The organism is Streptomyces sp. NBC_01428, from assembly GCF_036231965.1.
Taxonomy (GTDB): Bacteria; Actinomycetota; Actinomycetes; order Streptomycetales; family Streptomycetaceae; genus Streptomyces.
In genome coordinates this window covers 3,351,026-3,370,543 of sequence record NZ_CP109499.1, presented here as the reverse complement: position 1 = coordinate 3,370,543, position 19,518 = coordinate 3,351,026, and the positions used below count along the sequence as shown (strand labels likewise).

15 protein-coding genes are annotated in these 19,518 nt (G+C 74.5%); 12 read left to right on the top strand and 3 right to left on the bottom strand.

Going from position 1 to position 19,518, the window contains the following annotated elements; translation table 11 throughout:
• Window positions 1–22: 22 nt before the first annotated feature.
• The 3 genes from OG406_RS14395 (at window position 23) to OG406_RS14385 (ending at window position 1,909) form a co-directional block, all read left to right on the top strand.
• On the top strand, window positions 23–988 hold the full coding sequence (locus tag OG406_RS14395) for a zinc-binding dehydrogenase (RefSeq protein WP_164371989.1): 966 nt from the start codon (window positions 23–25) through the stop codon (window positions 986–988).
• 142 nt (window positions 989–1,130) lie between these two features.
• Entirely contained in the window at window positions 1,131–1,340 is a 210-nt protein-coding gene (locus tag OG406_RS14390) for an HTH domain-containing protein (RefSeq protein ID WP_081219377.1), read from the top strand.
• A complete protein-coding gene (locus tag OG406_RS14385) occupies window positions 1,340–1,909 on the top strand; it encodes a Clp protease N-terminal domain-containing protein (RefSeq protein ID WP_267048513.1) in 570 nt (189 codons plus the stop codon). Before OG406_RS14390 ends, OG406_RS14385 begins: the two co-directional genes overlap by 1 nt.
• A 113-nt stretch (window positions 1,910–2,022) precedes the next feature.
• Here OG406_RS14385 and OG406_RS14380 read toward each other — a convergent pair whose 3' ends face one another.
• Complete coding sequence (locus tag OG406_RS14380) at window positions 2,023–3,105, bottom strand: PadR family transcriptional regulator (protein ID WP_266846920.1); 1,083 nt, start codon at window positions 3,103–3,105, stop codon at window positions 2,023–2,025.
• A 1-nt stretch (window position 3,106) separates the two neighbouring features.
• Window positions 3,107–4,156 carry a DUF4097 family beta strand repeat-containing protein gene (locus OG406_RS14375; protein ID WP_329186078.1) on the bottom strand — a complete coding sequence of 350 codons (1,050 nt, stop codon included), beginning with the start codon at window positions 4,154–4,156 and terminating at the stop codon, window positions 3,107–3,109.
• A gap of 164 nt (window positions 4,157–4,320) precedes the next feature.
• Here OG406_RS14375 and OG406_RS14370 point away from each other — a divergent pair, with 164 nt between their 5' ends.
• Window positions 4,321–5,175 carry a hypothetical protein gene (locus tag OG406_RS14370; RefSeq protein WP_266616469.1) on the top strand — a complete coding sequence of 285 codons (855 nt, stop codon included), beginning with the start codon at window positions 4,321–4,323 and terminating at the stop codon, window positions 5,173–5,175.
• Between the two features lie 149 nt (window positions 5,176–5,324).
• Here the strand turns inward: OG406_RS14370 and OG406_RS14365 are convergent, their stop codons facing one another.
• The gene (locus tag OG406_RS14365) at window positions 5,325–5,510 is read right to left on the bottom strand and encodes a DUF6104 family protein (RefSeq protein WP_030190019.1); all 186 of its coding nucleotides are present in this window, start codon (window positions 5,508–5,510) and stop codon (window positions 5,325–5,327) included.
• 162 nt (window positions 5,511–5,672) lie between these two features.
• On the opposite strand from OG406_RS14365, the gene OG406_RS14360 reads away from it, so the two are divergent.
• From OG406_RS14360 to fxsT, 8 genes are all read left to right on the top strand, one after another.
• Window positions 5,673–6,119 carry a CU044_2847 family protein gene (locus OG406_RS14360; protein WP_164371994.1) on the top strand — a complete coding sequence of 149 codons (447 nt, stop codon included), beginning with the start codon at window positions 5,673–5,675 and terminating at the stop codon, window positions 6,117–6,119.
• 68 nt (window positions 6,120–6,187) lie between these two features.
• Window positions 6,188–8,245, top strand: a complete 2,058-nt coding sequence (locus OG406_RS14355) for a VMAP-C domain-containing protein (RefSeq protein ID WP_329186074.1) — start codon at window positions 6,188–6,190, stop codon at window positions 8,243–8,245.
• Between the two features lie 157 nt (window positions 8,246–8,402).
• Window positions 8,403–9,431 carry an AAA family ATPase gene (locus tag OG406_RS14350; RefSeq protein WP_164371996.1) on the top strand — a complete coding sequence of 343 codons (1,029 nt, stop codon included), beginning with the start codon at window positions 8,403–8,405 and terminating at the stop codon, window positions 9,429–9,431.
• A 7-nt stretch (window positions 9,432–9,438) separates the two neighbouring features.
• A complete protein-coding gene (locus OG406_RS14345) occupies window positions 9,439–12,738 on the top strand; it encodes an SAV_2336 N-terminal domain-related protein (RefSeq protein ID WP_329186072.1) in 3,300 nt (1,099 codons plus the stop codon).
• Between the two features lie 59 nt (window positions 12,739–12,797).
• A complete protein-coding gene (gene fxsA, locus OG406_RS14340) occupies window positions 12,798–13,037 on the top strand; it encodes an FxSxx-COOH cyclophane-containing RiPP peptide (protein WP_329186070.1) in 240 nt (79 codons plus the stop codon).
• 375 nt (window positions 13,038–13,412) lie between these two features.
• A complete protein-coding gene (locus tag OG406_RS14335; protein ID WP_404126026.1) occupies window positions 13,413–14,522 on the top strand; it encodes an FxsB family cyclophane-forming radical SAM/SPASM peptide maturase in 1,110 nt (369 codons plus the stop codon).
• A complete protein-coding gene (locus OG406_RS14330) occupies window positions 14,519–16,234 on the top strand; it encodes an aKG-HExxH-type peptide beta-hydroxylase (RefSeq protein ID WP_443067081.1) in 1,716 nt (571 codons plus the stop codon). Before OG406_RS14335 ends, OG406_RS14330 begins: the two co-directional genes overlap by 4 nt.
• Before the next feature lie 196 nt (window positions 16,235–16,430).
• A complete protein-coding gene (gene fxsT, locus OG406_RS14325) occupies window positions 16,431–19,442 on the top strand; it encodes an FxSxx-COOH system tetratricopeptide repeat protein (RefSeq protein ID WP_329186068.1) in 3,012 nt (1,003 codons plus the stop codon).
• Window positions 19,443–19,518 lie beyond the last annotated feature (76 nt).

Below are 19,518 nucleotides of genomic sequence, written 5' to 3'. Positions count from 1 at the left end.
AGCGGAGCCTATCGTCGGGGCCATGTTCGCTGCCTATGCCGCCCGAATCGACCGTGACCAGCCGCTGAACGGCCTGGAGTTGGGGGAGCGTCCGGCTCCCGAACAGAGGCCGGGCTGGACCACCGTGAACGTACGGGCCGCCTCCCTCAACCACCACGACCTCTGGTCGCTGCGCGGGGTCGGTCTCGCCGAGGACAAACTCCCGATGATCCTCGGCTGCGACGCCGCCGGAGTCGACCAGGACGGCAACGAGGTCGTCCTGCACTCCGTCATCGGCCAGACCGGCCACGGGGTCGGCCCCGCCGAACCCCGCTCCATCCTCACCGAGCGCTACCAGGGCACCTTCGCCGAGCAGGTCACCGTGCCGACCTGGAACGTCCTGCCCAAGCCCCGCGAGCTGTCCTTCGAGCAGGCCGCCTGTCTGCCGACCGCCTGGCTGACGGCGTACCGCATGCTCTTCACCAACGCCGGGGTACGACCCGGCGACTCCGTGCTCGTGCAGGGTGCCGGCGGCGGTGTCGCCACGGCGGCGATCGTGCTCGGCAAGGCCGCCGGCCTGCGGATGTTCGCCACCAGCCGCGACGAGGCCAAGCGGAAGCGGGCGCTCGAACTCGGTGCGGTGGAGGCGCTGGAGTCCGGGGCGCGGCTGCCGCAGCGCGTGGACGCCGTCATCGAGACGGTCGGCGCGGCCACCTGGTCCCACTCGATCAAGTCGCTGCGTCCCGGCGGCACTGTCGTCATCACCGGCGCCACCAGCGGGGACCGGCCCTCGCACGCCGAGCTGACGCGCATCTTCTTCCTCGAACTCAAGGTCGTCGGCTCCACCATGGGCACGAAGGACGAGCTGGAGGACCTCCTGGCGTTCTGCGCCACCACGGGCGTGCGGCCGGTCATCGACGAGGTGCTCCCGCTCGACCGGGCCCGCGAGGGCTTCGAGCGACTGGAGGCCGGAGACCACTTCGGCAAGATCGTGCTGACGGGGAGCTGACCGGGAACGGGCGGTAGGTGCCGCGTACGGCGGGTCCGGGTGTCCGGGCCCGCCGTTTTCCGTTCCCTGTCCCTGTTCCTCGTCCCCGTCCCCGTGTCAATTTCGGTTGACATGGGCGGCGGTGTCAACGTAAGTTGACAGCATGACCGAAGCAACGGATCTTGCCGAGCGCGCGGGTGATCGCGATCCGCGGGTCGGGCTGCGGGCGGTCTCCGCGCTGCGGAGGCTGCTGGAGCAGTTGGAAGCGGTACAGGTGCGCAGTGCGCGCAATCAGGGCTGGTCGTGGCAGGAGATCGCCGCGGAACTCGGAGTGACCAGGCAGGCCGTGCACAAGAAGTACGGGAGGCAGTGATGTTCGAACGTTTCACGAAGGACGCGCGGGCCGTCGTCACGGGGGCGGTGTCGCACTCCGAGCGGGTGGGGGCCGCGACGGTGGAGGAGGAGCATCTGCTGCTCGCGCTCCTCGACCGCGAGGGCAGCCGGGGGTCGTTCGCCCTCGGATCGCTGAGGTCGGCCGGCCCGCGGGAGTCGCTGGAGCGGGACCTCGCCGAGGCCCGCCGCCGGGGCGGGCTGTCCCGTGCCGACGCGGACGCCCTCTCCGGGCTCGGTATCGACCTCTCGGAGATCGTCGCCCGGATCGAGGAGGCGCACGGGGAGGGGGCGTTGGAGTCGGGGAAGCGGTCCGACCGTGGCAGGCGGACCGGACGTCGGCCCTTCGGGCGAAGTGCGAAGGAGACGCTCACGCGATCCCTGCGGGTCGCCGTCGCCCGGCGGGACCGTCACATCGGCGACGAGCACCTGCTGCTGGCCATCACCCTCCAGGGCGGGGTCGCCGGCGAGGTGCTGGCCGATCGCGGAATCACGTACGGCTCGGTGACACGGGTGCTCTACGGAGAGGGCGGCGTGGCCGAGGCGGGCTGAGAGCGGAACGCCCGGCGGGGCCTGCGCGCAGGGGAGGCGATGCGCGCAGGCCCCGTCGGTCCGGACGTTCGGCCGGTCCCGGAGGAACGCCCTGGGGGAAAGCCCCGGGGGTGCTACGGTCGCCCGCTCCGCAGCGTCGATCCGATGTGTGCCGCCGCTGCCGACAAGTGGCGGCGGACGTCCCGGAGTTGATCTTCCGTCATGCCGTGGTCGCGGGAGGCGTCGCGGATGTCGTCGCGGAAGCGGTCCAGGAGGCGGTCCAGGTCGCGGGCCGGGTTGCCCGTGGAGCCCTCGTGGGCCCAGGACGGCTCGTACTCCGCGGGGAAGTCCTCCGGGGTCGCGGTGTACTCCGGCTGGGCGGGGGTGCTGGGCGGGGTGCGGCCGAAGCCGAACTCCTTGCCGAAGTCCTTCCCCAGGTCCTTGCCGAAGTTCTTTCCGAAGTCGCCGAACTCCTTGGCCAGTTCGGTCAGTCCCTCGCGGACCCCCGTCGGCCAGTCGCCCCGCGCGAAGTGGTCCTGGACCTGGTCCTGGACACGCTTGGCCATGCGCTGCATCTCCTCCTGCGCCTGGGCGCGGGCGTGCTCCTGGGCCTCCTTGGCCTGGCGGCGTGCGCGCTGGGCCTCGTCACGGGCGCGGCGGCTCTCGTCCTTCGCCCGGCGGGCCTGCTCCTTCCACTCCTGCCGGACGCGCCGCATCTCCTCCTTGGCCGCCCGCCAGGACTCCCTGTCCTGGAAGTCGTCGGCGCCGGCGGAGCCGCCCGCCGCGGAGTCGTGCCGCTCGGCGCCGGCCGCGCCCTTGCTGCCGCCACGCCGGGCCTCCGTGGCCGCGGCGCGCATCTCGCGTCGCAGGTCACCGGCCGCGCCCCGCACATCGGCGCGGATCTCCGCCGCGAGCTCCGCGACGGACTCGCGGATCTCCAGTTCGAGGTCGGCCAGCTCACCGCTGCGGTCGGCCAGTTCGGCACGGCCCGCGTCGGTGATCGCGTACACCTTGCGGCCGCCCTCGGAGGTGTGCGTGACGAGTCCCTCGGCCTCCAGCTTCGCGAGCCGGGGATAGACGGTGCCCGCCGAGGGTGCGTACAGCCCCTGGAAACGCTCCTCCAGGAGCCGGATCACCTCGTACCCGTGCCGCGGCGCCTCCTCCAGCAGCTTGAGGAGGTAGAGGCGCAGTCGGCCGTGGGCGAAGACGGGAGCCATCTCAGAGCACCTTCTTGTCGGTCGGGGTGTCGGCCGGGCGGCCTCCGCCGGAACCGTCGCTCGCGGTGGCGTCGTCCGGTCCGGCCGTCTCGGGGCCGTCCGTGCCCTTCGTCAGGTCCGCGGCCTTCGCCGGATCCCCGGCCCCGGTGGTGTCCGTGGACCCGGGGGTGCTCGGGGACGCGGGCGTGCTCGCGGGCCTCGGGGAGTCCGTCGGCTTCGGGGCGTCCTCGAAGGGTTCCTCCTCCGTCGGGGGGCGGCGCAGCAGGGCGATGGAGCCCGAGACGGTCACCGCTTTCAGCCGGCCGTTGCCCGCGCCGAGCCGGCCGGTGATCTTCTTGGCGCCCCACTGGCCGGCGACCCGGAGGTCCTCGAAGGCGCTGGAGACGGTGCCGCTCGCGGTGTTCGCCTCCACCTCCGCGTCCGCCGGATGCGGGAGCCGTATGGCGATCTCGCCCGACACGTTCGACAGCTGGACGTCCGTCGGAGCGCCCGCGGCGTCGAGGTCGACGATCATCGAGCCGCTCACCGACTCGGCCCGCACCGAGGAGCCGGAGCCCTCGACGACGGTCAGGTCGCCGGAGACGGAGTTGAAACGCAGGTCGCCCGTGACGGCCTGGGCCTCCAGGTTCCCGGAGACGGTGGTCACGTGGGTCGGACCGGCGACGCGGACGAGGGTCGTGTCGCCGCTGACGCCCTTCACCTCCACCCGGCCGTCCACTCCGGAGACCACGGCGGCGGCGCCCACCACGCCCACCTCGACGCGGGTGCCGGCCGGAACGGCCAGCGAGACCACCGCCGAGCGGCGCCAGCCCTTGGTGTCGAACCACTTGAGGAAGCCCTTCCAGGGCAGGTCCTCGTACGCCACGGTGAGGGTGCCGTCCTTGTGGGCCACCTGGAGCGGGGGCCCGTCCAGTTCGGACACTTCCAGGCGGGCGGAACCCTCGTCGGTCCCCACGACGTTCACTGTTCCGTTGACGACGCGCACGTGCAGCGTCGTCACCGGGTCGTCGAAGGAGAGCTTCTTCGGCTCTGCCACGGACCACTCGGACATGGTGCAGACCTCCTCGACCGGGCCGGACCCGCTCGCGGGCCCGAACTCGACGCGCCATATCGCGTCTAGCACTATTCACGATATATCGCGGATACGGAAAGTCAAGACACCCGTTCCGGTGCCATCGCTGAGCCGAGGTGGGCAAATCGCCCTAAAGTGACACCATGTCGACTGCCTCCGGCGCGTCGGGGGACGGCCGCCCGCCGGGTGAGCGCCCGGCCCGCACCGCCGGCGCCCTCCTGTTGTGCCGGGCCCGCCCCGACGCCGTCGGCCCGGCCGCTCCGCTGTTGCGCGAGCGGATGGTGCTCGCCGGAGCGGGGGCCGGGTGGAGCCTGCTGGTTCCCGAGGGGAAGCCCTGGCAGGACGGCGCGGAACCGGTCGACCGCGTGCTCACCGGCTGGGCCACGGCACTCGCCGTCGGCGCCCCCTGGCCCGTCCTCGCCCTGTGGTGGGACACCGACCGCAGCGGCTTCGTCCTGGCGTCCGGATTCCGCCGGCCCGTGGGCTATGAATGGCTCGCCGACGGCACCCCGGTCGGCGAGGACGAGGCGATGCGCACCTTCGCGGCCCGCCTCGGGCTCGACCCGGTCCTCGACGTACAGGCACTGGAGCCGCTGACGCGACCCGATCCCGAGGCCGACGCCCCGGCACGCGTGCGGGGCCTGCTCGCCGTCCTCACGCGCGCGGGACTGCTGCTGCCGGCCGGTCTCACCCCGGGGGAGCCCGCCGACCGGCTCCGTGGCGCGGCCCGGATCCTGCCCGACGCCGAACAGGTCGACTGGGCCGGCTGGCGCGCCGCCGTCGGAGCCGAACTCGACATCGTGGAGCGCGGCGCGCTCGGACCCTGGCTGCGTGGTCCACGCGCCCGTGCGCTCGCCGTCGCCCAGCTGGCGCTCGGCCTCCCGCTCACCGCCTGGGGGCTACGGCACCGCGGCGGCGGCTGGATCGTCGCGGGCTCGGTCCTGACGGCCCGCGGCGCCCTCGGCCTCGCGTACGACCGCCTGCGCACCCACTCCTGACAGCCTCTCCGCGAGGGGCGGCCGGGGGACGGGAGCCGGACCGCACCGGAGCCGGCCCGGCACCGGACCGGACGGGAACCGGCAGGAGTGGCAGACGCGGCAGGAGTGGCAGGAGTGGCAGGCCAGGGTCGGCGGAGGGGAGCGCGGGACTACTCCTCGTCCTCGTCCTCGTCGTCCAGCCGCGCCAGCCACGTCGCCAGCCGCTCCACCGGGACCTCGAAGTCCGGGTTGAGGTCGACGAACGTACGCAACTGCTCGGCGAGCCACTCGAAGGTGACCTCTTCCTCGCCGCGCCGCTTCTCAAGTTCCTCGATGCCGCGGTCGGTGAAGTACATGGATGGTGCTCCGTCGGTGCAGGGGAAGTGGAACGCTGGGACGCGCTGGGAAAAGGATAGGCGGGCCGCTGTGCCCGTGAAGGGCCTCTGTCGTGTACGGGGACCTGCGGCTAGCCTGCGAGGTCGGCGGTACCACGGGGGCGTGGGGGAACGGGGGATGCCATGGGTGACGCAGTGACCCGGATCGCACGGATCGAGATGCCGGACGGGACACCGGTGTGGGCCCGGATCTCGGGCGCCGACGAGCTGGAGGAACAGTCCGGCGAGCTGTCCCTGTCGGACGTCGCCTTCGGAGACCGGGTCGAGGCCCAGGTCGAGAGCCTGCACTCGGTCATCACCAGTGTCGCGCGCTCGCTCGCGGCGCCGCTGCGTGCCGTGCGGCCCGACGAGGTGAGCGTCGAGTTCGGCATCGAGCTGACCGCGAAGGCCGGCAAGGTGGTCGGCCTGCTCGCGGACGGCGAGGCCAAGGCGGGCATCACCGTGACGCTCACCTGGAACGGCGGCCCGCCGGACCTGGACGACACCGCCGCCCCGCCGCACGCGGGCGCGTCTCCCGGCGCCCCGGCGCACGGCCGCGCCGACGACGCCCCCGGCGGGGTCGGAGCATGAAGGACGGGCACGCCCCGGGCGCACCGGGCGGCCCGGGCAACGGTCACCGTGCGCTGCACGATCTCGTCATGGCGGCCACCGTACGCATCCATCGCGCGGGCGCCGGGTATGCCCTGGACGAACCCGGCACGTTCCTCGGGAGCGGCTTCTTCATCGCTCCGAACTGGGTTCTGACCTGCGCGCACGTGGTCCGGAGCGGGGAGGGGGACGAGGTGACGGTGGTGTACGAGACAGGGCCGGGCCGGGGCACGTCCGCCGTCGCCGGAGTGGTGGCGACGGCCCTCCCCGACCATGTCGGCCTCCCCGTGCGCGGCACCTGGCCGTCTCCCGATCTGGCCCTGGTGCGGCTGAGCGAACCCGTGGACCACGACTGCGCCTATGTGACGGAACGCCCGGCGGCCTACTACGAGGAGGCCGTCGTCCTCTACTCCGGCTGGTCCGTGGTCGGCGGGGAGCTGCGCCGGCTGAGCGGCACCTGCACGGTGCAGGGCACCCTCGGCGGCTGGTCCGACGACGAACAGATCCGGCTGGGCGGCGACGTGCTGCCGCCCGGCGTCTCGGGCGGCCCCGTCGTCGATCCCGTACGCGGTGAGGTCGTCGGCGTCCTCAAGTCCCGCGCGGACCGCGGACTCGGGGGCACCTGCACCGGGGTCGAGCAGTTACGGTCCCTGCCGGTGCCCGCCGAGGAGCCGCGTGCCGAGCACGATGACAGCTACCAGGCCGTCTTCCACGCCCACGACCGCTACCACCGGGACCGGCAGCGCCATCCGGACACGGACCGCAGCACCTGGGCCGACGTGCAGAACCAGCTCGGAGCCCGCCCCGGCCGGGCGCTGAGCCCGGAGGAGCGGACGCAGCTGCTCGGCCGGCTCGCCGACCTGCCGCCGCCGGTCAGTACCCGCGCCCTCCTCGGCCTCCTCGAATCCCTCCTCGGCGACCAGACCGCGATCCCGCACCCGGCGCCGCGCGGCTGGCGCGACGGACTCGGCGCGCTGTACGAGAACTCCCGCCAGGACGCGGCCCTGGACCTCGTCCTCGACTACGCGATGCGGGCCATGTCCGCCGAGCGGCCCTTCGTCACCCCGGGCACCCAGGCCGCCGAGCGGGCGTTGTGGGAGTGGGTGCGGCAGACCGCCGAAGGCCGTCCGGGCCCCGGCTACCGGCGCCGCCTCGGCCAACAGTGGATCGAGCGGCTCCAGTTGCCGCCGCGCGGCCCGTCGGCCGCGGGAGCAGGAGCGGCGCGCACACCAGCGCGGAGCGCCGACCGTGCGCCCCGGCTGTTCGTCCTGCTCGAACTGGAGCAGCTCGGCTGGGAGCCGGGCCGCTGCGACTGGCACGTCGCGGTCGGCCGGCCGACCGGCGAGGTGGTGCGGCTGCGCGACGGCGAACGCACCCCGCTGGAGGACCTGCCGACCGTGCTCGCACCGGCCCTCGCGGAGGCCTTCCGTCAGTGCGACGAACCCGGGCGGCCCGTCGACCTCCAGGTCGCGCTGCCCCATCTGCTGCTCGGACTCGACGTCGACGCCTGGCAGTTGGGCCCCGACGAGCCATCGATCGGCGCGCACCGGCCCGTCGTCGTGCGCTGCGCCGACCGGGAGCAGCTGCCCGACCCCGGCGACGGGAACGGGCTCCCGGACGGCAAGGAGGAGCCCCTGCCCGAGGAGGAGCGACACGAACGGGAGGCGCGCTGGAAGTGGATCCACACGCACGGCGCCCAGGCCGAAGTCCTCGACTGCGAGGACGGGTTGAGGGTGCCCGTGCCCGCCGCGGAGTCGCTGCGCGGACTGCCGCACCGGACCGTCCCGGTGCTCTGCCGGTACGGCGACCACCGCTTCGAGGACGACCGGGTGGCGCTCGTGCGGATCGTGCACGGCGGCTACGGGGTGGCGCTGTGGCGGCGCTGGCGCGGGCAGGCCGACGCGGTCTGCGGCGAGTTCCACCGCCGGGCCGGCGACACGGTGGCCGGCGCGGGCGGCGCGGACCGGCTCCCCGAGCTGGTGCACGCGCTGCGCGCCGGACTGCGCGCGGGCAAACCGGAGACCTACTGGGCCGACGGGATCGCCCTCTTCTACGACGATCCCCGCAGGCCCCTGCCCGGCACCGGAGACCTGCTGGAGGCGCCGTGACCGCGCCGGCCGGGGCATGGTCGCGTGATGCGCCGGGGGAGCCCAAGTGGGCTGCTGTGAGCCCGCCTTGGGACCTTACGGGGCCCTCCGAGGGTCGATACGGTGATGCAGACTCCGACGGCTGCCGTGGTGGACGAGTGACGACGAGGACTGGGCAATGACCGAATCCAGCGAGTGGCTCATCTACCGGGGCGCCGGCGAACCCCACGACGGCCTGGACCGCCTTCCGGCCCCGCCGCCCTGGCGCGACTTCGCGAGCCGGGACACGGCCGGAGCCGGCGCCGACGGTTCCGAGGACCGCAGGCTGGGCGCGCACCGGCACCTGGCCGAACTGCACCGGCCCGGCGCCGAGGAGCTGGAGATGATCAACGCGGCGCTGTACCTGCGCCGCCCGCTGCTCGTCACCGGCAGCCCCGGCGCGGGCAAGAGCACCCTCGCGCACTCGGTCGCGTACGAACTCGGTCTGGGCAACGTGCTGCGCTGGCCCATCGTCAGCCGTTCCACGCTCCAGGACGGGCTCTACCACTACGACGCGATCGCCCGGCTCCAGGACGTGCAGATCGCCGCGCCCCAGGGCGCCGACCCGGCCGCGCCCGGCGCCCCCGGCTCCGTCGAGGGCATCGGCAGCTACATCCGGCTCGGCCCGCTCGGCACCGCGCTGCTGCCGTCCGACACTCCGCGCGTGCTGCTCATCGACGAACTCGACAAGAGTGACATCGACCTGCCCAACGACCTCCTGAACGTCCTGGAGGAGGGGGAGTTCGCGATCCCCGAGCTGGAGCGCGTCGCCGACCGGCTGCCCGGCGGCGAGGCCGAGGTGCTCACCGCCGACGGCAGCAAGGCCCGGGTCCGCGACGGACGGGTGCGCTGCCGGGCCTTCCCCTTCGTGGTCCTCACCAGCAACGGCGAGCGCGACTTCCCGGCCCCCCTGATGCGCCGCTGCATCCACCTCGAACTGGGCCGCCCGGACCACAAGCGGCTCGCCACCTTCGTCCGCGCCCACCTCGGCGACGAGGCCGCCCGTGCCGGGGACGACCTCATCACCCACTTCCTGGAGCGCTCGCGCAGCGAACTCGTCGCCGCCGACCAGCTCCTGAACGCCATCTACCTCACCGACGCGGCCGCGCCGCCCAGTCGCGACCGGCTCGCCGACCTGCTCATCCAGCGACTCGACCGCCCGAGGTGACGCGCTGATGCCCGGCGGCGACCCGATCGCCGAACTCGTCGCCCGGATGCGGCAGATCGGGCTCGATCCCGACGCCGGACAACTGGCCGACGCGCTCTGGCTGGCGCGCTGGTCCCGTCCGACGGACGCCGTGGAGCGTGGGCCGGGGAGCGCGCCCCGGGACGGCGCGGTGACGCCGGGCGACGAGCCGGGTCCCGTACGGCCCGAGCCGCGGCCAGCGGACCCGCCGGCGCCCGGCGACAGGACCGGGCCACGGCGGGACACCGGCACCGACCGGCGTGTCGCGCTGTACCCGGTCCCGCGCGACGGCGCGCCCCGCGGACCCGTGCGGGGCCGTGCGGCGGAGCTGCCGGTCGGCGTCCCGGCCGCGCCCGCGTTCCCCGCCCCGCTCGAACTCCAGCACGCCTTACGCCCGTTGCAGGGATACCGCACCGCCGCGCCACCCCTGCGCACCACCCTCGACGAGACGGCCACCGCCGAACTCAGCGCCCGCGCGGGCGGACTGGTCCTCCCGGTGTTCCGGGGCGTCACCCGCGCGGACGCGGCACTCCAGCTGGTGATGGACGCCTCCTCGTCGATGCGCGTCTGGGACCGCATGTTCACCGAACTGGAGCAGGTCTTCGGGCAGTTGGGCGCCTTCTGGGGCGTCGAGGTCAGCCATCTGCACCAGGGGCCCGACGGCGAGCCCGCCGTCAGCCGCAGTCCCGAGCCGGGCGCGGCCCCGCTGCACTCCGCCGACCGGCTCAGCGACCCCACCGGCCGCCGGGTCACCCTCCTCGTCAGCGACTGCGCCGGCCCCCTGTGGCACAGCGGCCGCGCCCACCGGCTGCTCCACCACCTGTCCCGGCTCGGCCCCGTCGCGGTGCTCCAGCCGCTGCCGCAGCGCATGTGGAACCGCACCCGCCTGCCGGTGTCCTACGGCCGGCTGACGCGCGGCGAAGCCCTCGCGGGTGCCGCCACGCTGAAGGTCAGGCTGCCCGCGGGAACCCCGCCGGAGGCGCGCGGGGGCGCCCTGCCGGTGCCCGTGCTGCCTCCCGAGCCCACCGCGCTCGGCGCCTGGGCGCGGCTGCTGTCGGGGGCCGGAGCGGGGCCCGTCGCCGGCGCGGTCGGATGGGTCCGCCCCGACCACGGACCGGCCCAGGGACCTCGCGCCGGGCGACGGCCGTCCGGTCTCGAACTGGTCAGCCGGTTCCGGTCCAACGCCTCCAAGGCCGCCGGGAGACTGGCCGGTTACCTCGCGGCGGCCCCCCTCAGCCTCCCCGTGATGCAACTCGTCCAGCGCACCATGCTCCCCGACTCCGGGCCCTCAGAACTGGCGGAGGTCCTGCTCAGCGGACTGGTCTCACGCGCCAAGGCCGAGGACCACGGTGAGGACGGCGCCCAGTGGTACGAGTTCGCGCCCGGCGTGCAGGAGGCCCTGCTGTCACCGCTGGGCCGCGACGAGGCGATGCTCGTCCTCAAGCACTGCTCCGAGTACATCGAGTACCGCTTCGGCAGGGGCGGACCCAACTTCCCCGCCCTGGCGCTCGCCCAGCTCGGCGACGGCGGCTCCGGACGGCCGTACCCGCCCGGCACCGGATACGCGGGCGAGAACGGCGACAACGGCGGCGCCACCCTCGTGCCGCAGCCCTTCGCCGAGGTCGCGGCGCGGGTGCTGGAGCGGTTCATGCCACTGCCGGAACAGTTCGCGCTGTACGGCGGGCGCGGGCGGGACGACCTGCCCGGCGGGCGCCCCACCCACGCCGCGGTGATCCGGGCCCGCACCCTGGCCGGCCAGTTCGACAGCGACGGCATGGTGCAGGACCTCATCGACGCCGTCCAACTGCTGCGCGGCGCGACCGAACACGAACGGCCCGCAGGCGCCGACCCCGAACTGTGGGCCGAGTACGCGACCTGCGTGCTGCGGCTGTGGGAGGTGCAGGGCGGCGCCGACCTGCTGCGCGAGGCGGAGACCGCCGCCGAACGGGCCGTCGCGCATCCCCGGGCGCTGCGCGAACGCGCCGCCCTCGCACGGGTGTTGCACGCCGCCGCCACCGACCGCAGGCGGCGCGGCGACCGGCGCGGCGCGCTCGACCTGCTGCGCCGCGCCGACCGCGAGTACGCGGTGGCCTGCGCCGCGCCCGGCCTGGAGGACGCCGAGGCCCTGCGGCTCACCCTGGAGCGGGTTCGCGCCCTGGAGGCCCAGTGGCGCCTCGGCGGCGACAGCGCCCTCCTGCAGGGCGCGGTCGGCATGCTGGAGGCGTTCGCCGACGCCTGGCCCGACGAGCGGCCCCGCCCGTCCGAACTGCCACTCGCCCACGGCCGCGTCCTGCTGCGTCTCTCGGGCGCCACGGCCGACCAGGAACAGTCCAGGCTCTACGCGGAACAGGGTGCCCACTCGCTGCGCGCCGCCCTCGAACCCGGCCCGGCGACGGTGCCCGGCGTCGCCGCCGAGACCGACCGCGTCCGGATCCTCCTCGACCTCGTCGACGCGGTCCTGCGGTCCGGCGGCCCGCTCGACGACGCCCGCGCCCATGTCGACGAAGCGCTCGGACTGACCCGCGACCAGGGGCTGCGCGCCGCCCTGCACGTGCGGGCCGGCCGCATCCACGTCGCCCGGTACGCCGAGAGCGGCGACCCCCGTGAGCTCCAGGACGCCGCCGACCGGTTCCAGCAGGCCTCCCGCGGAGTGCCCCGGGACGCCCCCGCGCACGCGGACGTCCTGGCCGAGTGGGGCGAAGCCCTGCTGCACCGAGCCGTCCTGGACCGCGGACCCGAGTCGCTGTCCCGGGCCATCCGGGTGCTGCGCGACTGCCGCGCCGAGACCCCGTCGGGCAGTCGCGACCTCGCCCACCGCCTGCTGCTGCTCGGCCGCGCCCTGATGCTGCGGTACCGCGCCCGCGGCGACCGGGTCGACCTGCGGGAGGCCGAACACCTGCTCGGGCTCGCGGCGCTGGAGGAGGGCCCGCCGCTGACCACCGCGCGTTGCTGGCTGGAACTCGGGCAGGCGCAGTTCGAGGCGTACCAGAGCCTCGGCCGCAAGGCCCGCCTCGACGAGGCCATCGACGCCTTCCGGGCCGCCGCCGAGACGGCGCGTGACGCCGAGGGCGAGGCGGAGACGGACCGGCAGCGCCAGGAGGCCGTGGAACTGGGGGCGCGGGCGCAGCACTGGCGGGGTATGTCCTACGAGGCGGCGGCACGGCCGCGGGCCGCACGCGAGGCCTACCGGGCCGCACGCGCCGAGTGGTCCAGGCTCCCGGAGGGCGCCCTGAGCACGGGCGAGCCGACGGCCCGGCAGACGGCGCAGCGGCTGGCCGAGCTGGAGTGAACGAGCAGGTGCCCGCCGGCGACCGCCGGTGTGGCGACAGGGAGACCCAGGGGGATGACATGGGCGTACGGGACGAAGCACGGGACGCGGACGTCACGAGGGACGGTCCGACGGGTCCGACGGGTCCGGCGGGCCCGCCGGAGCCGTGGGAGGCGGGGGAGCTGCCCGACCTGCTGGAACTGGACCTGGCGGGCCTGCGGGCCGTCCGGCACCCGGTGCTGGACGAGGTGCTGGCCGATCTGCGGGAACGGGCCGCCCGTCCCAGCGAGATCCTCTGGGGGTTCAACAACTCCTTCTGAGGGACGGTACGGACGAGGGGAACGCCGGCACGGTCGGCGCAAGACGTCGGTTCCGGTCCGCTCCGGTGGCTGAACCGGACAACTTCCGACGCGCCGCGTTTGTGTCCGGGCCCCGCCCGGGAATGCCGCCCCGTACGGGCAGGGGCCGAGGCGCGGTGCGCGCCGCGGAACCGCGGGGCCGTACGTCATGGGGGTGCCGGAGTGTCGGACGAGGTGACCTCCGCGATCCCCACGACGTCCACCCCGCACCGGGACACCCCACATCCCGGTCCGCGCGCCACCGCGACCTCCCGCCCACCGGACCCCGCCCCGTCGCCGGACCGGGCGGACCGCACCGGTGAACCGCCCTTTCCCTTCCGGCAGTTCATCGTCAAGATGCACGGCCGCTGCAACCTCGCCTGCCGCTACTGCTACCTCTACGAGGGCCCGGACCACGGCTGGCGCGCCCGCCCCGCCGCCACCCCGCCCGCCGTTCTGGAACGCACCGCGCGACGGATCGGCGAACACGCCCGCGCCCACGGTTCGACGGCGCTGTCCCTGGTCCTGCACGGTGGCGAGCCGCTGCTCGCCGGCACCGGCACGCTCGCCCGGTTCACCGACCGCGTCCGCCGGCTGGTCCCGGACGACTGCACGGTGCACGCCACCGTCCAGACCAACGCCACCCTGCTCACCGAACGCGGTCTTGCCGTCCTCGCCCGGCACGGCATCCGCGTCGGCATCAGCCTGGACGGCGGACTGCCCGAGCACAACACGCTGCGCACCGACCGCGCCGGACGCCCCTCCTGGCCCGCGGCGACCCGCGGCGCCCGCCTCGTCGCGACACACCACCCGGGGGCGTACGCCGGAATCCTCACCGTCGTGGACCCCGCGACCGACCCGGTGGAGCTGTACGAGTCGCTGCTCGAACTGCGGCCGCCCGCTCTCGACCTGCTGCTCCCGCACGGCAACTGGTCGGCGCCGCCTCTGCGTTGGACCGCCGGGGCGACGCCGTACGGGGACTGGCTGTGCACGGTCTTCGACCGCTGGTGGGGAGCCGGGCGGCGGGAGACGCGCGTCCGGCTCTTCGAGGAGTGCCTCGCCCTGCTCCTCGGGCTGCCCGCCGCCACCGAGTCGCTCGGGCTCGCGCCGTTCGACGCCGTCGTCGTGGAGACCGACGGTTCCATCGAACAGGTCGACTCCCTGAAGTCCTGCTACGCGGGGGCGGCGGAGACCGGACTCGACGTCTTCCGGCACGGCTTCGACGAGGCGCTCGGCCACCCCGGGATCGCCGCCCGGCAGGCGGGCGCCGCCGCGCTCGCCGCGGAGTGCCGGGCCTGCCCGCTGCTCACGGTCTGCGGCGGCGGCCACTACGCCCACCGCTACCGCGCCGGACGGGGCTTCGCCAACCCGTCCGTCTACTGCGCCGACCTCCAGCGCTTCATCCGGCACGTCGCGCGGAGACTGGCCGGGGCCGTCCCCGCGGCTTCCGAAGGAGGCGTCCCGTGATCCTGCCGCCGGTCCCGGACCGGGCCCTGACCGAACTGGGCCGCACCGAAGGCGGTCCCGAGACCCTCGGGCTGCTCGTACGCGACCAGCACACCCGCCGGCTGCTCCTGCTCCGCGCGGTCCTCGACGCCGCGGAGGCCGCCGGCCCGCGCGTCCTGCCCGCCGCCGCACTGGACCGGCTGCACGAGGACTGGGCCCTGCTGGAGGAGGCGGAACGCCTGGAACGGGCCGCTTACCGCACGCGCCGGGCGGGCGGGGCGAGACCCGAAGCAGGTCCGGTCCCCGGCGCCGGTCCGAGGGAACCGGGCGCCTTCACCGGGGTGTTCGGCCCGGCGGGCGGTGTCGTCCCCGAGGACGCGGCCGGACGGCCCGCCCGCGACGCGGACGCCTGCGGGCCCCCGTCCCCGGCCGGACGGCCCCTGGGCGGCGAGAGGGGTCGGGCCCCGGGGCACCGCGCGCCGTCGCCGACCCGCACCCCGCACCGGACCGGCCACGACGCCCCCGCCCCCGTTCCCCCCGGCCCACCCCCGAGCGGCGTCCGGTCCCTGATCCTGCACCCCTTCACCGGGCCCTGGGCCCGTGACGCCCTGCGCGCACTCGACACCGTGACGGGCCCGGGCGCCGAGCGCGACCCCCGCGAACCGGCCCGCGCCCTCGCCCACTTCGGGGCGCTCGCCGCCGTGGCCGCCGTCCGCGCCGGGGTGTCCTGCGCCGTGCGCCTGCGTGCCCGCGACGGCGTCCTCACCCTGCCCTCGCTCGGCGCACTGCGCACCGGCCGTCCCGGGGACACCGAGGTGGGCCTCGTGCACCGGCGGGGACGGCTGACCTTCCGGCAACCCGGCGAGGGCGACGTGGTCGTCCACGTGCAGAGCGGCGTCGGCGCCTGGTCGGAGGCGGCGGCCTGGACCCCCGCGTACGCGCTGCCCGGGCTGCTGCCGGGCTCCGCGCCCGTACCGCTCGACGACCTCGACCCCTACCGGACGGCGCGCGACGGCCCCCGGGCACACACCCTTAGCGGTCCCGTCACCCTCGACGACGCCGACCGCAAGCACTGGCTGCACGCCTGGTCCGGCACGGCGGCGGCACTCGGGCTCGGCGGCGAGCGGCGCCTGACGGAAGCGGCGGCCCTGCTGCGCTGCCTCGTCCCCCTCTCCGCACCCCCCGGTACGGTGCCGGGCCGGCCGGCCGGAAGCTGCAGCGGCACCCGCCGCGAGGCCTTCGGTGCCGTCCTGAGCAGCACCCCGGCGACGGCCACCGCCTTCGCCGCCACCCTCGTCCACGAGATCCAGCACACCAAACTCGCCGCGCTCAGCACCATGGTGACGCTCCATCAGGCAAGCTCCGAGGCACGGCACTTCGCGCCCTGGCGGCCCGACCCCCGCCCGTACGACGGCCTGTTGCAGGGCGCCTACTCGCACCTCGCGCTGGCCGACTTCTTCCAGCGCACGGCGCTCGCCACCCCCAACCCCGGGCGGCGGGACACCGCCTGGGCCCGGCACGCCCGCTACCAGGAACAGGTCGGCGCCGTCCTGCCCGCACTCGTCGGATCCGGCGATCTCACCCCGCGGGGACGCCAGTTCGTCGACCGCATGGTCGAGGTGTACGAACGGCTCGCCGAGCAGCCCGCGCCACGCGGCCAGACCGCACGGGCCACCGCCTACGTGCGGGCCGCCCGCACCCTGTGGGCACAGCGGCACACGCCGGGCCGGTGAACGCCTTCACGCCACCGGCCGGATCGAGCCATCCTCGCCGAAAGCCGCGGCTTCCCGGACGCGGGACCCTCCGTGCGCCAAGATCGTCGCTGAACACGTTTGACCCAGGACCGTGGGCAGGCGACGGGAGGCCGTGTCGGCGCCCTATCGCAGGCCCTCGCGGCGGTTCTAAAATCACGCGCGGGGAGGCCGCTGCATGTCTGGAGCTCGTACGCCGGTCCGGCCAGCCGAGAGGGGGGCCGTGAAGCAGGCCGTCACGATCAGCTTCGCCGGGTTCAACCGGGCCTGGGCCGCCTGGATCGGTGACCGCCTGGAGCGGCGCGGCCATCGCGTGGTCTACCAGCGCTGGGACTCCCCGGCCGAGGTTCCGCTCGTCGACCTGCTGCGCGACCTGACCCTCGCCCAGGGCCGGATCCTGATCGTGGTCAGCGAGTGGTACTTCCAGCTCGGCCCGCGCACCCAGGAGGAGTGGAACACCGCGCTGCGCGAGGTCGTCGCCCCCGACCCGTCCCGGTTCGCCGCCGTGTCCGTCACCACCAGCCCGGTCCCGACGGCCACCGCCGTGCTCGGCGCCGTCGACCTGAACAACATGGGCGCCGACGAGGCCGAACGCCGCGTCCTCGACCGCCTCGACCTGCCCTCCGACGCGCTGCCGGAAGCCACCGAGACCACACGCCGCGGCCCCCGCTATCCGGCCGCCATGCCCGAGGTCTGGGGCGGCGTCCCCCGCCGCAACACCCGCTTCACCGGCCGCGAGCCGCTCCTGAACGACGCCTACCACCTGCTCCAGGGCGCCGAGCCCGGCGCCGGCGTCGTCACCCTGCACGGCATGTCCGGCGTCGGCAAGACCCAGCTCGCCGCCGAGTACGTCTACCGCTTCGGCTCCGAGTACGACGTCGTGTGGTGGGTCAACGCCGAGAAGCGGGTCACCTACCGGCGCCGACTGGCTGAACTGGCACCGCAGTTGGGACTGAGCACCGGCGCCGAGTACGGCGAGCGGCTGCGTGCCGTACGCGATGCGCTGCGCCGCGGCGAACCCTTCGGACGCTGGCTGCTGATCCTGGACGGCGCGGACGAGCCCGACCAGATCTACGACCTCGTGCCCACCGGCCCCGGACACGTCCTGATCACCTCGCGCAACCCCGAGTGGAGCGAGCACAACAGCAAGCTCCTGGAGGTGCCGGTCTACGACCGCGACGAGTCCGTCGCCTTCATCCGCCGCCGCGCGCCCCGCCTCACCGAACCCGAGGCCGACCAGCTCGCCGAGGCACTGGAGGACCTGCCCCTCCTGCTGGACCAGACGGCCGGCTGGCTCAACGACTCGGACCTGTCCGTCGAGGAGTACATCGCCCTCCTCGACGGCGGCATCGACCAGGACGTCGTCAAGATCTCCGCCGACTTCCCGGTCGCCTTCCAGACCGCCTGGTCGATACTGCTCAACAAACTCCGCGACACCGTCCCGGAGTCCGTCGACCTGCTCCGCCTGTGCACCTTCTTCGCGCCCGGCTTCATCCCCGTACGCCTCCTCAAGGAGATGCCCCACGACCAGCTACCCGAGCAGATCGCGGGCCTGCTCAACGACCCGCTGCTGTGGAACCGGGCGATCAACCAGCTCCGCCAGTACTCCGTCGTCCGCCTGGAGTCCCACGAGGCGGCCGGCGACGAGACCGCCTCCTCCGGCGAGTCGCTCTACCTGCACCGCATGGTCCACCAGATCGTCCACAAGGACATGCCCGACGAGGACCGCCGCGAGTTCGTCGACGTCGTCCGGCGCGCCCTGGCCGCCGCCGACCCCCGGCGGCCCACCGACACCCGCCTGTGGCCCGGCTACGCCGAGATCGTCCCGCACCTGAAGTTCGCCGACGTCCTGCAGAGCAAGGACCCCGCGGTGCAGTCGCTGGTCTTCAACTGCCTTCGCTACATGTACATCTCCGGCGAGTACCGGGCCGGCACCAAGCTCGGCGAGCGCGCCCTGGCGGCCTGGAAACCGCTCCTCGGCGACAACCACCCGCGCGTGTGGGAACTGACCTACCACTACGCCAACCTGCTCCGCGCCGCCGGCGACTACCAGGCCACCGAGGTCCTGGAACGCGCCACCGTCGAGCACCTGTACGAGCAGCGCGGCGAGCAGGACCTCGACCATCTGCGGGCCCTCGGCGGACTCGCCGCCGACCTGCGGGGCCTCGGCCGCTACGACGAGTCCCTGCGCCTCTCCGAACGGCTGCTGGCGCTGTACCGCGACCTCCTCGGCGACGCGGACTCCCGCACCCTGAACGCGCAGAAGAACCTGGCCGTCTCCTTCCGCCTCCTCGGCCGCTACCAGGAGGCCCACGACGCCGACCTGCGCACCCTGGAGTCCCGGCGCCTCCTGCTGCGCGGACGGCACCCCTGGACGCTGTACTCGGAGATCTCCTACGCGACGGACCTGCGTCTCCTCGGCCGCTACGCGGAGGCCGAGTCCGCCCAGCGCACCAGCGTCCGCGAGCACCGCAACGTCATGGGCCGCGACAACCCGCAGACCCTGGACGCCGAGCACAACCTCGCCCTGTGCCAGTACCGCAGCGGCGACCGCACCGCGGCGGGCCCCATGTTCGCCAGTGTGCTGGAGCGCTGCGAGCGGGTCCTCGGCGAGACCGACCCCCAGACCCTGCGGTTCGCCGTCGGCACGAGCTGCTTCTACCGCGAGCACGGCGACATCGACCAGGCCCGGGAGATCGGCGAGGCCGTCCTCGCCCGGTACGAGGTGATGCTCCCCGAGGGACACCCGTTCATCGTCGGCGCCCGCGCCAACCACGCCCTGATCCTGCGCGGCGTGGGGGAGTGGGACCAGGCCCACGAGGTCGTCGAGCAGGCGCTGGCCGACATGACGGCCGCCGTGGGCGAGCACCACCCCTGGACGCTCGGCTGCGCCCTGAACGCCGCTGCCCTGCGCAACCTCGTCATCGGCCCCGAACCGGCCACGGAGCTGAGCCGGGAGACGGTCGCGCGAGCCACCGAGACCCTCGGCCGCACCCACCCGCTCACCCTCTCCGCACGCGTCGCGCTCGCCGCGGACCTGCGTGGCATGGCGGACCGCCAGGAGGCCGAGAAGGTCGAACAGGAGGCCCTGGCCGACCTGGACGCCACCCTCGGCGCCCGGCACGTCCACACCATCTCCGCCCGCTCCCGCAACCGGCCCCACTGGGACTTCGAGCCCCAGTCCACCTGAGCCCGGCACCCCGCACCCCCGCGGGGAGACCCCGGGAGACGAACGACGAAAGGGCCCGGCCCGAGTCCACAGGGAC

What these genes read in the sequence shown, in the direction of transcription:
- OG406_RS14395 (WP_164371989.1), top strand. Translation starts at nt 23, where the DNA reads ATGTTCGCTGCCTATGCCGCCCGAATCGACCGTGACCAGCCGCTGAAC.
- OG406_RS14390 (WP_081219377.1), top strand. Translation starts at nt 1,131, where the DNA reads ATGACCGAAGCAACGGATCTTGCCGAGCGCGCGGGTGATCGCGATCCG.
- OG406_RS14385 (WP_267048513.1), top strand. Translation starts at nt 1,340, where the DNA reads ATGTTCGAACGTTTCACGAAGGACGCGCGGGCCGTCGTCACGGGGGCG.
- OG406_RS14380 (WP_266846920.1), bottom strand. Translation starts at nt 3,105, where the DNA reads ATGGCTCCCGTCTTCGCCCACGGCCGACTGCGCCTCTACCTCCTCAAG.
- OG406_RS14375 (WP_329186078.1), bottom strand. Translation starts at nt 4,156, where the DNA reads ATGTCCGAGTGGTCCGTGGCAGAGCCGAAGAAGCTCTCCTTCGACGAC.
- OG406_RS14370 (WP_266616469.1), top strand. Translation starts at nt 4,321, where the DNA reads ATGTCGACTGCCTCCGGCGCGTCGGGGGACGGCCGCCCGCCGGGTGAG.
- OG406_RS14365 (WP_030190019.1), bottom strand. Translation starts at nt 5,510, where the DNA reads ATGTACTTCACCGACCGCGGCATCGAGGAACTTGAGAAGCGGCGCGGC.
- OG406_RS14360 (WP_164371994.1), top strand. Translation starts at nt 5,673, where the DNA reads ATGGGTGACGCAGTGACCCGGATCGCACGGATCGAGATGCCGGACGGG.
- OG406_RS14355 (WP_329186074.1), top strand. Translation starts at nt 6,188, where the DNA reads ATGGCGGCCACCGTACGCATCCATCGCGCGGGCGCCGGGTATGCCCTG.
- OG406_RS14350 (WP_164371996.1), top strand. Translation starts at nt 8,403, where the DNA reads ATGACCGAATCCAGCGAGTGGCTCATCTACCGGGGCGCCGGCGAACCC.
- OG406_RS14345 (WP_329186072.1), top strand. Translation starts at nt 9,439, where the DNA reads ATGCCCGGCGGCGACCCGATCGCCGAACTCGTCGCCCGGATGCGGCAG.
- fxsA (WP_329186070.1), top strand. Translation starts at nt 12,798, where the DNA reads ATGGGCGTACGGGACGAAGCACGGGACGCGGACGTCACGAGGGACGGT.
- OG406_RS14335 (WP_404126026.1), top strand. Translation starts at nt 13,413, where the DNA reads ATGCACGGCCGCTGCAACCTCGCCTGCCGCTACTGCTACCTCTACGAG.
- fxsT (WP_329186068.1), top strand. Translation starts at nt 16,431, where the DNA reads ATGTCTGGAGCTCGTACGCCGGTCCGGCCAGCCGAGAGGGGGGCCGTG.